The organism is Microlunatus aurantiacus, from assembly GCF_039536605.1.
Lineage (GTDB): Bacteria > Actinomycetota > Actinomycetes > Propionibacteriales > Propionibacteriaceae > Microlunatus > Microlunatus aurantiacus.
Map to the genome: position 1 here is coordinate 55,703 of NZ_BAAAYX010000004.1, position 13,962 is coordinate 69,664.

Below are 13,962 nucleotides of genomic sequence, written 5' to 3' on the forward strand. Positions count from 1 at the left end.
CTGCGACACTGGCGCACGTGTCAGATGCTTCCCGTCGTTGTGCCGTGATCTTCAACCCGGTCAAGGTGAGTCCCCAGTTCCGCGAACTGGCGACCTCGATCCTGGACGGGGCCGGGTGGACCGACCTGCTGTGGCTGGAGACCAGCAAGGACGATCCCGGACAGGGTCGCGCCGCCGAGGCTCTGCAGGCCGGCGTCGAGCGGATCATCGTGGCCGGCGGGGACGGCACTGTGCGTGCCGTGGCCGAGGCCCTCGCCGGCTCCGGCACACCGCTCGGCATCGTCCCGGCCGGCACGGCGAACCTGCTGGACTACAACCTGCGACTGCCGCGCACCGAGGAGCCCGCCCTCGAGGTGGCCGCCGAGGGGACCACCCGCGACATCGACCTGGTCAAGATCACCCTGGACGGCGACCGTACGCAGCACTTCGCCGTGATGGCCGGAGCCGGGCTGGACGCGATGATCATGGACGAGGTGAGCAGCGACCTGAAGAAGACCATCGGCACCGCCGCCTACTTCCTGGCCGCGGGCAAGGCGCTCGGCCGGTTGCCGATGTCGGTGCGGGTGAAGGTGGACGACCGGCCCATCAAGCACCACAAGGCGATGATGGTGCTGATCGGCAACGTGGGCGGCATCCCGCCGAACATCGACCTGATCCCCGGAGCGGTCTACGACGACGGTCTGCTGGACGTGATGGTGGCCTCGCCCCGCCGGCTCCGGGACTGGTTCAAGATCATCGGTCGGATGATCATCCGACGGCAGCGCAAGGACGACGCGCTCGAGCTGCACCGGGGCAAGCGGGTCGAGGTGGCCTTGCGGAAGCCGGAGACCTACCAGCTCGACGGGGACGTCGAGGGCGAGTTCAGCCGGCTGGTCGCCGAGGTCGTCCCGGGCGCGCTCACGGTCGTGGTGGGCGCCGACGTGACGGGGGCCGGCTCGGCGGTGGCCTAGCGCCTCCCGGCGGCGCGGCTCAGGACCGCATCACGGTGACGCGCTCGATCAGGTCCTCGAGCGCGGCCTCGAACTCGACCTCGAACCCGCCGTCCTTCAGCTCCTCGGTCACCGCCGAGATCATCGGGTAGGAGGACAGGTCGTCGTCCTCGATGAAGGCCAGGTTCACCTTCTCGGTGATGGTCAGGTCCTCCAGGGTGCCCGACTCCAGCAGCAGCGAACCGAGCAGGAAGGTCGCGAAGGACCGGTAGACCGCGACGCTGACCTTGGGCCGGAACCCGTAGTCGTGCAGTCCCTGGAGGAACGACTCGACCCACCGCAGACTCCGCAGCGGCGGCCGCAGCCACGGTGCCGACGGCGGCCGGGTCGCGACCAGGGGGAAGATCCGGGGGTGCTTGACCGCGATGGTGCGGACGGCGTGGGCCTGCATCTGCAGGTACTCCTGCCAGCTGGTGGACAGGCCGCCGGCGTTGGTGGTCTCGTACAGCTCGTCCATCACCATCTCCACCACCCCGTCGAGCAGCTGCTCGCGGCCCGGGACATAGCGGTAGAGAGCCATCGCCTCGACGCCTAGGTGGGCGCCCAACCGTCGCATCGTGAGCTTGCTCAAGCCGTTCACGTCGATGAACTCGACAGCGGCCCGGAGGATCCGCATCTGGTCCAACGGTCTTCGGGGACCAGCGGTCGTCGCCTCGGCGTCCGCGTCGACGTCCTCCGTCCCGGCCGGACCCATCCTGTCGTCCATGCTCGTTCCCTCGCTCGGCGGATGTCACACCCTCGAAGCGCCAGACGACCGAGAACGGCACCGCTGATGGATGTCTGTGGACCCCGGCCCGCCGCATGGGTATTTACAATGTAAACTCCAGTGACTACCCTGAGGAAGTCCATGGTCCGCATTTCTTGTTACGCATCGTAGTGAGAACGAGCGGATCGGAGGAGAGGTTTCAGCATGAGTGGATTCGACAAGGCCAAGGCGAAGGCCGAGGAGCTCAAGGGCGCGGCCAAGGAGAAGGTCGGCGACGCGACCGACAACCAGAGCCTCCAGGGCGAGGGTGTGGCCGACCAGGCCTCCGGCAAGGCCAAGCAGGCCGCCGAGGACGTTCGTCAGGCCGGCGAGGACATCACCCGCTAGCCCGACCCGAACCGAGTGACGACGCGTCACTCCCCAACGTGGCCCACCTGTTCCCGCCGGTCAGGTGGGCCGCACCACGTCCGGACCCTTTTCAGGGTCCGCGTCGCTCGTCGGAGCAGGGCCGCGCCGCGACTAAGGTGATCCGAGCAACCGGTGGCCGGCACCGGCGCGACACCTCTGGAGGACACCCACGATGGCCAAGACCGTGATCACGTTCGGCACCTTCGACGTGCTGCACGTGGGCCACATCCGGGTGCTCAACCGGGCGGCCGAGCACGGCGACCGCCTCGTCGTCGGGGTGTCCTCCGACGCGCTCAACTTCGCCAAGAAGGGGCGCAACCCCGTCTTCACCCAGGACGAGCGGGTCGAGCTCGTCTCGAACCTCAAGGTCGTCGACGAGGTGTTCGTGGAGGAGAGCCTCGAGCTGAAGCGGGACTACATCACCTCCCACGGTGCCGACGTGCTGGTCATGGGCGACGACTGGACCGGGAAGTTCGACTGGGTCTCCGACGTCTGCGAGGTCATCTACCTGCCCCGGACGCCGTCGGTGTCGACGACCGCGATCATCGAGCACATCGTCACCACCCGACCGGCCGGCGGGGCCTGATCTGGCTGTCCTGCTGGACCTGACCCCGCTGTCGGTCAGTCCCGCCTTTCGCCGTCTGTGGGCGGGTCTGAGCCTGTCCAACCTCGGCACCCAGCTGAGTGTCGTGGCGGTCGGGCTGCAGATCTACGACATCACCCGGTCGACCTTCTCGGTGGGGCTGCTGGGCATCTTCGCCCTGGTCCCGCTGGTGCTGCTCGGGCTCTACGGTGGCGCGTTGGTCGACGCGTACGACCGGCGCCGGGTGGCGCTGTTCTCCGCCGTCGGCCTGTGGGTGGTGGTGCTCGGCCTGGTGATCCAGGCCGTGCTGGGCCTGGAGTCGGTGGGTCTGCTCTACGGGCTGGTGGCGCTGCAGTCAGCCGGTTTCGCCATCAACAACCCGGCCCGGACCGCGATCATCCCCCGCCTGGTCGAGCCCCGGCTGCTGCCCGCGGCCAACGTGCTGCAGACCGTGGCCTGGAACATCGCCCTCACGGTGGGCCCGCTGATCGCGGCGTTCCTGGTGGCGGGCCCCGGCTTCGGGGCGGCGTACGCGGTCGACGCCGTCCTCTTCACCGCGGCGTTGTGGGCCCTGTGGCGTCTGCCGGACCTGCCGCCGATGGTGGGGGCCGACGACAAGCCGCTGAAGCTCGGGCTCGGCGCGGTGATCGACGGGTTCCGCTACCTGGCCACCCGGCCCAACGTGCGGATGACCTTCGTGGTCGACCTGATCGCCATGATCATCGCCATGCCCCGGGTGCTGTTCCCGGCGGTCGGGGTGATCTTCCTGGGCGGCGGTGCGTTCACCACGGGGGTGCTGAGCGCGGCGTTCGCCGCGGGCGCGGTGCTGGCCGGTCTGTTCTCCGGCGGGCTGGTCCGGGTCGTCCACCAGGGCCGGGTGATCGTGGTGTCGATCGCGGTCTTCGGGCTGGCCGTGGCCGGCTTCGGCGGCCTGCTGCTCGGGATCGGCCCCTCCCACCCCGGGGCCGCTCTGCTGGTGCCCCTGGTCGCGGCGGGGTCGTTCCTCGCCCTGGCCGGCGGCGCCGACGCGGTCAGCTCGGTGTTCCGCCAGACCATCCTCCAGTCGGCCACGCCCGACGACATGCGCGGTCGGCTGCAGGGCATCTTCATCGTGGTGGTGGCCGGCGGCCCCCGCCTCGGCGACCTGGTGCTCGGCACCGCCGCCACCTGGACCGCGGAGAGCTGGGCCGCGCTCGGCGGCGGTCTGCTCTGCGTCGTGCTGGTGCTGGCCGCGACCGCCGCCCAGCGCGGGTTCTGGGCGTACGACGCCCGCGACCCCCGCCCGTGACGGAATCACGCCGGGAGCGGATGCGTTAAGTTCGTCGTTGGCATTCCCGGTCCGCAGCCGCCGCGGACCTCGACCGGAGGGCGTGAACCGCACCGATGACCGAGACCCCGGCACCGTACCGGGACACGCCTCCCCCGCGGCGCATCCGGATCCCCGACCTCCAGCAGGCCAAGGTCCGCGGTGAGCGGTGGGCGATGCTGACCAGCTACGACACGTACACCGCCGCGTTGTTCGAGCGCGCCGGCGTCTGGGCGCTGCTGGTGGGCGACTCGGCGGCCAACACGGTCTACGGCTACGACTCGACCCTGCCGATCACGGTGGACGAGCTGATCCCGCTGGCCCGGGCCGTGGTGCGCAGCACCCACCGGTCGCTGGTGGTCGCCGACCTGCCCTTCGGGTCGTACGAGGAGGGTCCCAACCAGGCGCTCGCCACCGCCACCCGCTTCATGAAGGAGGCGGGCAGCCACGCGGTCAAGCTGGAGGGTGGCGTGCGGGTCGTGGACCAGATCCGCAAGCTGGTCGCCGCCGGCATCCCGGTGATGGGCCACATCGGCTTCACCCCGCAGAGCGAGCACGCCCTCGGTGGCTACCGGGTCCAGGGCCGCGGTGACGACGCCGCCGACACGGTGCTGGCCGACGCGCTCGCCGTGGCCGAGGCGGGGGCCTTCGCCATCGTGCTGGAGATGGTGCCGGTCGACGTGGCCAAGCGGGTGACCGCCGAGGTCGCCATCCCCACCGTGGGCATCGGTGCCGGTGCCGACTGCGACGCCCAGGTCCTGGTGTGGCAGGACATGCTCGGCCTACGGAAGGGCAGGCTCCCCCGGTTCGTCCGGCAGTACGCCGACCTGGACGCGGTGATGGGCGAGGCGGTCGGCCGCTACGTCGACGAGGTCCGGACGGGAGCGTTCCCGGCGCCGGAGCACACCTTCGACGGAGGGTGGTCGTGAGGGTCGCGACCAGCGTCGCCGAGCTCGACACCCTCCGGACGGCGCTGCTGGCCGACAGCTCGCCCCGGCCCCACCTGGCCTTCGTGCCCACCATGGGAGCCCTGCACGAGGGCCACCTGTCCCTCGTCCGGCTGGCCCGCGGGGTGGCTGACCTGGTCGTGATGAGCATCTTCGTGAACCCGCTGCAGTTCGGCCCGAACGAGGACTACGCCCGCTACCCCCGCACCCTGGAGGTGGATCTGGCCCGGGCCGAGAAGGCCGGGGTCGACGTCGTGTTCACCCCGAGCGTCGCGGAGATCTACCCCGCCGGTCGCCAGGTCAGCGTCAACGCCGGACCGATCGGTGACCTGCTGGAGGGCGCGTCCCGCCCCGGGCACTTCGACGGGGTGCTGACCGTGGTGCTCAAGCTGCTCAACATCGTCCGTCCCGACATCGCCGTCTTCGGCCGCAAGGACGCCCAGCAGCTGGCCTGCATCCGCCGGATGGTGCTCGACCTCAACCTGGAGACCGCCGTCGTCGGAGCGCCGATCATCCGCGAGGCCGACGGTCTGGCGATGTCCAGCCGGAACCGCTTCCTCAGTCCGTCGGAGCGGGCCTCCGCCCTGGTGCTGAACGGCGCACTGCGAGCCGCCGAGGGAGCGACCACCCCCACCGAGGCGCTGGCCGCCGCCGAGCGGGTGCTGGCCGAGGCCGTCGTCTCCGGCGAGGTCGTGCTCGACTACGTCACCGTGGTCAACGCCGCGACGATGGCCGCGGTGCCGGACGACCACACCGGCCCGGCCCTGGCCATGGTCGCCGCCAAGGTGGGCACGACCCGGCTGATCGACAACGTCGAGCTCACCTTCCCCGAGCCCGACCTCGGCGACGGCGAGGCCGCACCCTCGGACGTGGGCTGATCCCCGTGGACCTGGAGTCGGCGAGCCAGGAGCTCTACGCCGGCTCGCCCGACGACTTCGTCGCGCGCCGCAAGGAGCTCGTCGCGCAGGCCCGGGCGGCCAAGGACCGCCCGCTCGCCACCGCCATCGGCGCGCTGCGGCGCCCGACCCGCTCGGCCTGGCTGGTCAACCTGTACGCCCGCGAGGCCCCCGACGAGCTGAGCGCCCTGCTCGATCTGGGGGCGGCGCTGCAGGCTGCCCAGCAGCAGCTGTCGGGACCGGAGCTGCGCCGACTCTCCGCCGACCGGGGCAAGGCGCTGTCTGCCGCCACCCGACGAGCGGTCGAGATCGGCCGCGACCACGGCTACGACGCGCCGGAGGCCGCCCGGGTGGAGGTCACCCAGACCCTGCAGGCGGCACTGGCCGATCCGGAGACGGGCGCGCAGGTGCGCCTCGGCACCCTCAGCCAGGCCCAGTCGTACGGCGGGTTCGGCTTCGCGCTCGAACCGGCGGGCTCACCGGCCGCCGAGGGCTCGGCGGCGCCGGAGCCGGCCGTGGTCAGCCCGGTCGACGGACCACCCGAGGTGGACCGGGCGGCGGAGCAGCGAGCCCGGGCCGAGGAGCACCGGCTGGCGCGGGAGCGGGCCGAGCACCAGCTCGGGGAGGCCGAGGAGGCGCTGGCGGCAGCTGCCGAGGAGGCACGGGTGGCCACCGAGCGCGCGGACGGGCTGGCCGAGCGGGTGGAGCAGCTGCGCAGCGAGCTGGCCGGCGCCGAGGAGGCCGAGACCGCGGCGCGTCAGGACGCCCGAGCGGCGCGGCGGCTGGTCGGCGAGCGCGAGGTGTCCCTGCAGGAGGCTCGTGAAGCCCTCGCCGTGCTCTGACGCCCGGCTCTCCACCGGGGCTCAGACACCGGGCCCTGACCCTCGGGCTCTGGCACCCCGGCTCTGGCACCCGGGCCCTGACCCTCGGGCTCTGGCACCCGGCCCAGCGGCCTGGCCCTGGGGCCGGACTGTGGATCGGGTTCCGGGCCGTCACTCGCCACGTCGGGCGGGGACGGTCAGGCAGGGGGCGGCCCGTCGTACCGGGTCTCCTGCACGTGCTTGGTGCGGCCGCGCTGCGCCTGCAGGACGAGGGCCAGCACCAGGGTCAGTGCCCCGGCCACCAGCAGGATGATGCCCAGGGTGTCGTCCGACACGTAGGGGATGTTCACGTTCAGCGCGAAGAGCAGGATCGCGCCGACCACGATCAGGAAGATGCCGAGTCCGATACCCATGGCTACACCGTAAACGACCGGGTGCGCCGGCACCGGTGCTTACCGACAGACTGTCGGCATGCGCACGGTCGGGGTCGAGGAGGAGCTGCTGCTGGTCGACCCCGGGACCGGGGCCCCGGTGGCAGTCGCCGGCTCGGTGCTGGCGGCGTCCGACGGACTGGAGGCCGAGCTCCAGCAGCAGCAGATCGAGATCGGCACCCGGCCCTGCAGCACGCTGACCGAGCTGGCCGAGCAGCTCCGGCACTGGCGCAGCGAGGCCGCGACGGCCGCGGAGAAGGTCGGGGCCCGGATCGTGGCCACCGGCACCTCCCCCGTCCCGGTCGTGCCCGAGCTGACCGTCAAGCCCCGCTACCGCGCGATGGTGGAGGCCTTCGGGCTCACCACGGCCGAGCAGCTGACCTGCGGGTGCCACGTCCACGTCGACGTCGAGTCGGCGGAGGAGGGCGCGGCGGTGCTGGACCGGATCCGGGTCTGGCTGCCGGTGATCTTGGCCCTGTCGGCGAACTCCCCCTACTGGCAGGGGGTCGACACCGGGTACGCGAGCTTCCGGTCGCAGGCCTGGACCCGGCTGCCGACGGCCGGTCCGACCGACCCGTTCGGCTCGGCCGACAGCTACCGGAGCGAGGTCGAGCGGTTGCTCGGGACCGGGATCGCCCTCGACGAGGGCATGATCTACTTCGACGCCCGCCTGTCCCACCACCTGCCGACGGTGGAGATCCGGATCGCCGACGTCTGCCTGCGGCGGGACGACACGCTGCTGGTCGCCGCCCTGGTGCGGGCCCTGGTGGAGACCGCCGCGCGCGACTGGCGGTCCGGGACGCCGCCGCTGCCGGTGCCCACCTCGGTGCTGCGGCTGGCCACCTGGCGCGCCGGTCGCTCGGGCCTGGACGGTGACCTGCTGGACCCGGTGCACGGCACGCCCGGGCCGGCGCGCCGGGTGGTCGACGACCTGCTCTCCCACCTCCGCGACGCCCTCACCGACGCCGGTGACCACGCCGTGGTCACCGATCTGGTCGCGGGTCTGCTGGCCCGCGGTACGGGTGCGTTGCATCAGCGACGATGGGTAGAAGAGAACGACAACCTGGGAGCGACGGTGCTCCGGATGGCCGAGCTCACCACGAGCTGATTCCCCCAGTCACGACCTGATCAACAGGAGAACCATGACCCGAGTACTGGTGACCGGCGCGTCCGGCTTCGTCGGCTCCCATCTCAGTCAGGCGCTGGTGGAGGCCGGTCACGAGGTGCTGGCCATGACCCGGCACCCCGACGACTACGCCGGCCCGGGCCGAGCCGTCTACGGCGACGTGTCCGAGCCGGACTCGCTGCGCGAGGCCCTGCAGGGGGCCGAGGCGGCCTACTACCTGGTGCACGGGCTGGAGAACGACGACTTCGTGCAGCGCGACGCCGACGCGGCCCGGGCGTTCAGCGCCGCCGCCGCCGAGGCCGGGCTCGAGCGGATCATCTACCTGGGCGGCCTGGGCAGCGAGGACGACGACCTCTCCGACCACCTGAAGTCGCGGCGAGAGGTCGAGGAGCTGCTGGCCGGAGACGGCGTGCCGGTCACCGTGCTGCGGGCCGCCATCGTGATCGGCGACCAGGGCATCTCCTGGGAGATGACCCGGCAGCTGGTCCAGCACCTGCCGGCCATGGTCGGCCCGCGCTGGGTGATGACCAAGACCCAGCCGATCGCGCTGGACGACGTGGTCCGCTACCTGGTGGGCGTGCTGGAGCCGGTCGAGGCACGGGGCCGGACGTTCGACGTCGGCGGGCCGGACGTGCTCACGTACGCGCAGATGATGCAGCTGGTGGCCCGGAACCACTTCGGCCGGCCGCTGCCCATCCTGATCATCCCGTTGCTGACGCCCCGGCTGTCGTCGCACTGGCTGTCGTTCGTCACCGACGTCAACACCGCCACGGCCCGGAACCTCGTCGACTCCATGAGCAACGAGGTGGTGGTCAGCGACCACTCGATCCGCGAGATCGTCCCGGGCGAGCCGCTGACCTACGACGAGGCGGTCGGACGGGCGCTGGCCGCACGCAAGACCCGGCTCGAGCAGGAAGCCCGGCAGGCGCAGGAGGACACCGAGTCCCGGGGGGCTCGCCGGTGACCGACGCCCAGAGGCCCGTCGAACCGGCCGCGCCGGCGCGGGGCAGGCGAGGGTGGACCCGGCAGGCCGCCAAGGTGGTGCGGCCGGTGTTCGTCGACCGGGTCGAGCGGGACCACCGGCAGTCCGACGCGGAGTTCAAGCGTCGGCGGATCGTGGTGGCCGCCACCCTCGTGGTGGGTGCCACCCTGCTCGGTCTCTCCTTCTCCACCGAACCCGGCGAGCCCGCCTTCTACCCGCTGACCATCGGTCTGGCCGCGACCTGGATGCTCGGCAGCCTGATCTCAGGTCCCCTGCATCTGGGCCACATCGAGTTCGGTGGCGTCCTGCGGCGTCCGATCCTGTCCCCCATCGCCGTGGGTCTGCTGCTGGCCGGGGTGTTCGTCCTGGGGGCGTTGGTCTTCCGGGAGGTGCCGTTCCTCACCGGTCTCACCGAGGACGTGATCGGCTATGCCCGCTACGGGATCCTGCCTGTCGTCGTGGTCATCACGATCATGAACGGGGTCGCCGAGGAGCTGTTCTTCCGCGGGGCGCTGTTCGCCGGCATCGGGACCAGGCACCCGGTGATCATTTCCACGATCCTCTACACCGTGGCGACCATCGGGTCGGGCAACCTCGTCCTCGTCTTCGCCGCCGCGCTGCTCGGCACGGTGGTGGGACTCGAGCGACGCGCCAGCGGCGGGGTCCTGGGTCCGATCCTGACCCACATCACCTGGTCGACCGCCATGCTGTTCCTGCTCCCACTGATCTTTCCCGGCTGAGGGCGACCGGGTAGTCTCGCATTAGTTCGACTGCCGAGATCTCTGATCTCGGCTCCTCGTGTGGTGATCCGACCCGACGAAGCTCGTAAGTCCGTTCCCAGGTCCCCCGATCACGACCTAGCCCTGGCCGAGCTACCCGGCATCGGGTCGGATCACCTCACGCGGACTTCTTCGCGGGCCTCTTCGCGGTCGACTTCTTCGTCGCCGACTTCTTCGCGGTGGACTTCCTGGGCCGACTCTTCTTCGCCGCGGTCTTCTCGGCCGACGCCTTCGTGGCCGTCGTCTTCTCGGCCGACGCCTTCGTCGCCGTCGTCTTCTCGGCTCGGCCGACACCCGAGGAGCTGCCCCGCTTCGCACGGTTCTCCTCGACGCTGCGGCGCAGCGCCTCCATCAGGTCGACGACCTGTCCGCCCTCGGGTTCGCCGGCCTCCTCCTCACCGAACGTAGCCGCGGTGTCCAGGGCGTCGCCCTGCTCGAGCTTGGCGGCGATCAGCTCCCGCAGCTGCGCCTGGTAGTCGTCGGAGAACTTCTCCGGGGCGAAGTCGGCCCCCATGTTCTCCACCAGCGACGCGGCCATCTCGGCTTCCTTGGCCGACACCCGTACGTCGGAGTCCAGACTCGGGAAGTCGGCCTCGCGCACCTCGTCGTCCCAGAGCAGCGACTGGAGCATCAGCACCTTGTCCCGGACCCGGAGGGCCCCGAGCCTGGTCTTCTGGCGCAGCGAGAACTGCACGATCGCCGTCCGGTCGGTGTCGGCCAGGGCCCGTCGCAGCAGTCCGTACGCCTTGACCGCCGTCTTGTCCGGCTCGAGGAAGTAGGACCGGTCGAACATGATCGGGTCGACCTGGTCCGACGGGACGAACTCGACCACCTCGATCTCCCGGCTCCGCTCCTCCGGGAGCGACTTCAGGTCGTCCTCGGTCAGCACGACCGTGGTGTTCCCGTCGTCGTACGCCTTGTCGATGTGGGCGTAGTCGACCACCTTGCCGCAGACCTCGCAGCGTCGCTGGTAGCGGATCCGTCCGCCGTCGGCGTCGTGCACCTGGTGCAGGCTGAGATCGTGGTCCTCGGTGGCGCTGTAGAGCTTGACCGGCACGTTGACCAGACCGAAGCTGATCGCACCCTTCCAGATCGATCGCATGAGGACACGGTAAACGGGTGGACGGATCCGGTCGCGGGGCCCTGACCGGGCACGTGGCGGCTACGTGGATCTACGCACTGTCGGCCTCCCGCGCCATGACCGAGAATCGAGGTCCCCGCCTCGACCCCGGAGTCGCCATGTCCTTCTCGGTCAGCCCGTCGCGTCCGATCCCCCGTCGCGGGCGGCGACCGTACGGGAGGCTGCTGCTGGTCCTGGCGATGGGGCTGGCGCTGTCCGCCACCCCCGTCGGGGTGACCCGGGCCGAGCCTCCCGCGGAGCCGGTGCCCGACCCCGGACGCCAGGTCAGTCTGCCCCGGCTGGTGGCGCGGGCCACGATGCCGGCGGCGCCGGCGTCCCCCGACAGCCCGCCGGCGGCGGTCATCCCCGGGTTCTCCGCCGCCGTGGCCCGCGGTGACGGCACCTTCTGGGCCCTGCCCGACCAGGACCCGTCCGCGAAGGGCGACCCGCTCCGGATCCACCTGATCCGGCCCGCGTGGGAGCGAGCCGGGAGTGGAACGGGCGAGGTCGAGGTCCTGCGTCACCTCACCCTGTCCGACCCGTACGAGGAGATCCCGTTCCCGATCGCGCGGGACCGCAGCCGCAACCGGCTGCTGACCGCCGCCGACCTCGACCCCGAGTCTCTCCAGCGGATGCCGGACGGCACCTTCTGGATCGGTGACGAGCGGGGCCCGTTCCTCGTCCACCTGGATCGCCGCGGGCAGGTGATCAGCACGCCGGTCGCCTCTCCGCTGGGCCGGTCGCCGCAGCACCCCGACCCCGGCGACGACCCGGCGACCATCCGGACGGGTGGCGGCATCGCGGCCCTGGCGGCGTCCGCCGACGGGCGCCTCCTCTACCCCGTGCTCGAGAAGCCCCTGGTCGCCGAGGAGGACGGGCGGCGGCGGGTGATCGCCGAGTTCGACGCGCGGCTCGAGGAGTACACCGGCCGCACCTGGGACTACCGGGTGGACACCGACTCCAACCTGGTGGTCGACGCACAGCTGGTGGGACGCCGGACGATGCTGGTCCTGGAGCGGGACGACTTCGGCGGTGAGACGGCCGTGAGCAAACGCGTCTACCGGGTCGACCTGTCCCGGACCGATCGGTCGGGGATGCTGGCCAAGACCCTGGTGGTCGACCTGCTCAAGCTCGACAACCCGGACCGGCTCGCCGACGGCGACGGCTGGGGAACCGGGGACCCGTTCAGCTTCGGGCTCCGGTCGGTCGAGGCTCTGGTGCCCCTGCCCGACGGCCACCTGGTGCTCGCCGGCGGCACCGACCTGTCGGGCACGCCGACGCGTCGGGCGGGCGTCCCGGACGATCCCGAGCTGATCATGATCGACCCCGACGCCACGGTGACAGCGCGCGAGGCCGAGGGGACGGTGATCGCCCACCGCGGCGCCAGCGGCTACCGCCCCGAGCACACGCTGGCCGCGTACGCGCTGGCCATCCGGCAGTGTGCCGACGTGATCGAACCGGATGTCGTGCTGACTAAGGACGGCGTGCCGGTCGCCCGGCACGAGAACGAGATCGGTGGCACCACCGACGTGGCCACCCACCCGGAGTTCGCCAACCGGCGGGTGCGCAAGATCATCGACGGCGAGTCGGTTCGAGGATGGTTCACCGAGGACTTCACGCTGGCCGAGCTGCGCACCCTGCGAACCAGGGAACGCATCCCGGAGGTCAGGCCGGCCAACACCGCCTTCAACGGCAGGTACCCGATCCCCACCCTCGCCGAGGTGCTCGACCTCGCCCGGCACTCGCGGACCTGCGACGGCCTCCCGGTCGGGGTCACTCCAGAGACCAAGCACCCCACCTACTTCGCCGGCATCGGCCAACCGATGGAGACGCCGCTGCTGGACGCGTTGGCCGCGGCCGACCTGGACTCCGCCGACTCCCCGGTGATCATCCAGAGCTTCGAGGTGGGCAACCTCCGGCGGCTGAACGGGCTGACCTCGGTCGGCTTGTCGCAGCTGGTCAACTGCAGCGGGGCGCCCTACGACTTCGAGGCGGCCGGCGACCCGCGGACGTACGCGACCATGGCCACGGCCGCAGGGCTGGCCGAGATCGCCGAGTACGCCGACGCCGTGGGACTCTGCAAGAACGTCATGATCCCCCGCACCAGCCAGGGCTTCCTGCGTCAGCCCACCAGGGCCGTCGCCGATGCTCACGCCGCCGGGTTGACCGTCATCGGCTGGACCTTCCGCCGGGAGAACAGCTTCCTCCCGGCCGACTTCCGGAAGGGCACCGACCCGGCTGCTGCCGGCGATCTGGAGGCTGAGATCCGGACCTTCCTGGCGGCGGGGATGGACGGCTACTTCACCGACAACCCGGACATCGGTTCCGAGCTCGATCTCGACCTGACCTGACGACACCGGCTTCAGTGGTCCGGTTCCCTACAGCGACACTCGCTCGGACCCAGACATGGTCGCCGACCTCCGCCTGGGACGAGATGTCCGCAGCTGCTGCCAGTGCCGGACCGTCAGGTCAGGCCGCAGCGGCGCGGCGAAGATGGAGGATCTGCTCGGTGCCGTTCGCTACGAGCCTGGCACCGTCGACCGCTCGGGTGGACGCGTCGTAACCGATCACGGCCAGCTCGAATCCGTCGTCCTCGATCGCGTCGAGGAACTCCTGTGGGTCGTAGTTCGACGTCCTCTTGGGATTGAACTCCAGGAAGATCTGGAGCTGGGGGTTGTTCGCGATCGTCTTCGACATGCCCCGCCAGATCTCCCGCTCACCACCCTCGGCATCGATCTTGATGAAGTCGACCGTCTCCGGCAGGACGTCGTCGAGGCGGACCGTCGGCACGTCGATCAGCGTGCCTTCGTACGGAGCTTCCTCAACCACCCTCGCGTTCATCGGGCGTTCGTCGGGGATGAAGAAGCG

Annotated in this window: 15 protein-coding genes; 11 read left to right on the forward strand and 4 right to left on the reverse strand. The window is 71.1% G+C overall.

Going from position 1 to position 13,962, the window contains the following annotated elements:
• Positions 1 to 17 precede the first annotated feature (17 nt).
• Entirely contained in the window at positions 18 to 950 is a 933-nt protein-coding gene (locus tag ABD714_RS08130; RefSeq protein WP_344811813.1) for a diacylglycerol/lipid kinase family protein, read from the forward strand.
• A gap of 19 nt (positions 951 to 969) precedes the next feature.
• Here the strand turns inward: ABD714_RS08130 and ABD714_RS08135 are convergent, their stop codons facing one another.
• Positions 970 to 1,695, reverse strand: coding sequence for a TetR/AcrR family transcriptional regulator (locus ABD714_RS08135; protein WP_344811814.1), 726 nt, complete (start codon positions 1,693 to 1,695; stop codon positions 970 to 972).
• Between the two features lie 204 nt (positions 1,696 to 1,899).
• On the opposite strand from ABD714_RS08135, the gene ABD714_RS08140 reads away from it, so the two are divergent.
• The 6 genes from ABD714_RS08140 to ABD714_RS08165 all read left to right on the forward strand — a co-directional run bounded on the left by ABD714_RS08140 (position 1,900) and on the right by ABD714_RS08165 (position 6,677).
• Positions 1,900 to 2,082, forward strand: coding sequence for a CsbD family protein (locus ABD714_RS08140; RefSeq protein WP_344811815.1), 183 nt, complete (start codon positions 1,900 to 1,902; stop codon positions 2,080 to 2,082).
• 193 nt (positions 2,083 to 2,275) lie between these two features.
• Complete coding sequence (locus ABD714_RS08145) at positions 2,276 to 2,689, forward strand: FAD synthase family protein (protein ID WP_344811816.1); 414 nt, start codon at positions 2,276 to 2,278, stop codon at positions 2,687 to 2,689.
• 28 nt (positions 2,690 to 2,717) lie between these two features.
• The gene (locus tag ABD714_RS08150; RefSeq protein ID WP_344812252.1) at positions 2,718 to 3,974 is read left to right on the forward strand and encodes an MFS transporter; all 1,257 of its coding nucleotides are present in this window, start codon (positions 2,718 to 2,720) and stop codon (positions 3,972 to 3,974) included.
• A 95-nt stretch (positions 3,975 to 4,069) separates the two neighbouring features.
• A complete protein-coding gene (panB, locus tag ABD714_RS08155) occupies positions 4,070 to 4,921 on the forward strand; it encodes a 3-methyl-2-oxobutanoate hydroxymethyltransferase (RefSeq protein ID WP_344811817.1) in 852 nt (283 codons plus the stop codon).
• Positions 4,918 to 5,817, forward strand: a complete 900-nt coding sequence (gene panC, locus ABD714_RS08160) for a pantoate--beta-alanine ligase (RefSeq protein ID WP_344811818.1) — start codon at positions 4,918 to 4,920, stop codon at positions 5,815 to 5,817. Before panB ends, panC begins: the two co-directional genes overlap by 4 nt.
• A 5-nt stretch (positions 5,818 to 5,822) precedes the next feature.
• Entirely contained in the window at positions 5,823 to 6,677 is an 855-nt protein-coding gene (locus ABD714_RS08165; protein WP_344811819.1) for a hypothetical protein, read from the forward strand.
• Positions 6,678 to 6,853: 176 nt separating this feature from the next.
• Here ABD714_RS08165 and ABD714_RS08170 read toward each other — a convergent pair whose 3' ends face one another.
• Complete coding sequence (locus tag ABD714_RS08170; protein ID WP_344811820.1) at positions 6,854 to 7,069, reverse strand: DUF6458 family protein; 216 nt, start codon at positions 7,067 to 7,069, stop codon at positions 6,854 to 6,856.
• Between the two features lie 58 nt (positions 7,070 to 7,127).
• Here ABD714_RS08170 and ABD714_RS08175 point away from each other — a divergent pair, with 58 nt between their 5' ends.
• The 3 genes from ABD714_RS08175 to ABD714_RS08185 are packed head-to-tail and all read left to right on the forward strand — an operon-like array spanning position 7,128 to position 9,935.
• Complete coding sequence (locus ABD714_RS08175; RefSeq protein ID WP_344811821.1) at positions 7,128 to 8,195, forward strand: glutamate--cysteine ligase 2; 1,068 nt, start codon at positions 7,128 to 7,130, stop codon at positions 8,193 to 8,195.
• A gap of 34 nt (positions 8,196 to 8,229) precedes the next feature.
• Complete coding sequence (locus tag ABD714_RS08180) at positions 8,230 to 9,177, forward strand: NAD(P)H-binding protein (RefSeq protein ID WP_344811822.1); 948 nt, start codon at positions 8,230 to 8,232, stop codon at positions 9,175 to 9,177.
• Entirely contained in the window at positions 9,174 to 9,935 is a 762-nt protein-coding gene (locus ABD714_RS08185; protein ID WP_344811823.1) for a CPBP family intramembrane glutamic endopeptidase, read from the forward strand. The genes ABD714_RS08180 and ABD714_RS08185 overlap by 4 nt, the downstream gene beginning before the upstream one ends.
• Before the next feature lie 157 nt (positions 9,936 to 10,092).
• On the opposite strand, the gene ku is transcribed toward ABD714_RS08185, so the two are convergent.
• On the reverse strand, positions 10,093 to 11,076 hold the full coding sequence (ku, locus tag ABD714_RS08190) for a non-homologous end joining protein Ku (RefSeq protein WP_344811824.1): 984 nt from the start codon (positions 11,074 to 11,076) through the stop codon (positions 10,093 to 10,095).
• A 17-nt stretch (positions 11,077 to 11,093) separates the two neighbouring features.
• Here ku and ABD714_RS08195 point away from each other — a divergent pair, with 17 nt between their 5' ends.
• Positions 11,094 to 13,445, forward strand: coding sequence for an esterase-like activity of phytase family protein (locus ABD714_RS08195; protein ID WP_344811825.1), 2,352 nt, complete (start codon positions 11,094 to 11,096; stop codon positions 13,443 to 13,445).
• 118 nt (positions 13,446 to 13,563) lie between these two features.
• Here ABD714_RS08195 and ABD714_RS08200 read toward each other — a convergent pair.
• A partial coding sequence (locus ABD714_RS08200) for an FkbM family methyltransferase (protein ID WP_344811826.1) occupies positions 13,564 to 13,962 on the reverse strand: 399 nt, incomplete at its 5' end.

Excerpts from the sequence above, each read along its gene's own strand:
- ABD714_RS08135 (WP_344811814.1), bottom strand. The coding sequence starts at position 1,695 with ATGGACGACAGGATGGGTCCGGCCGGGACGGAGGACGTCGACGCGGAC.
- ABD714_RS08140 (WP_344811815.1), top strand. The coding sequence starts at position 1,900 with ATGAGTGGATTCGACAAGGCCAAGGCGAAGGCCGAGGAGCTCAAGGGC.
- ABD714_RS08145 (WP_344811816.1), top strand. The coding sequence starts at position 2,276 with ATGGCCAAGACCGTGATCACGTTCGGCACCTTCGACGTGCTGCACGTG.
- panB (WP_344811817.1), top strand. The coding sequence starts at position 4,070 with ATGACCGAGACCCCGGCACCGTACCGGGACACGCCTCCCCCGCGGCGC.
- ABD714_RS08170 (WP_344811820.1), bottom strand. The coding sequence starts at position 7,069 with ATGGGTATCGGACTCGGCATCTTCCTGATCGTGGTCGGCGCGATCCTG.
- ABD714_RS08175 (WP_344811821.1), top strand. The coding sequence starts at position 7,128 with ATGCGCACGGTCGGGGTCGAGGAGGAGCTGCTGCTGGTCGACCCCGGG.
- ABD714_RS08180 (WP_344811822.1), top strand. The coding sequence starts at position 8,230 with ATGACCCGAGTACTGGTGACCGGCGCGTCCGGCTTCGTCGGCTCCCAT.
- ku (WP_344811824.1), bottom strand. The coding sequence starts at position 11,076 with ATGCGATCGATCTGGAAGGGTGCGATCAGCTTCGGTCTGGTCAACGTG.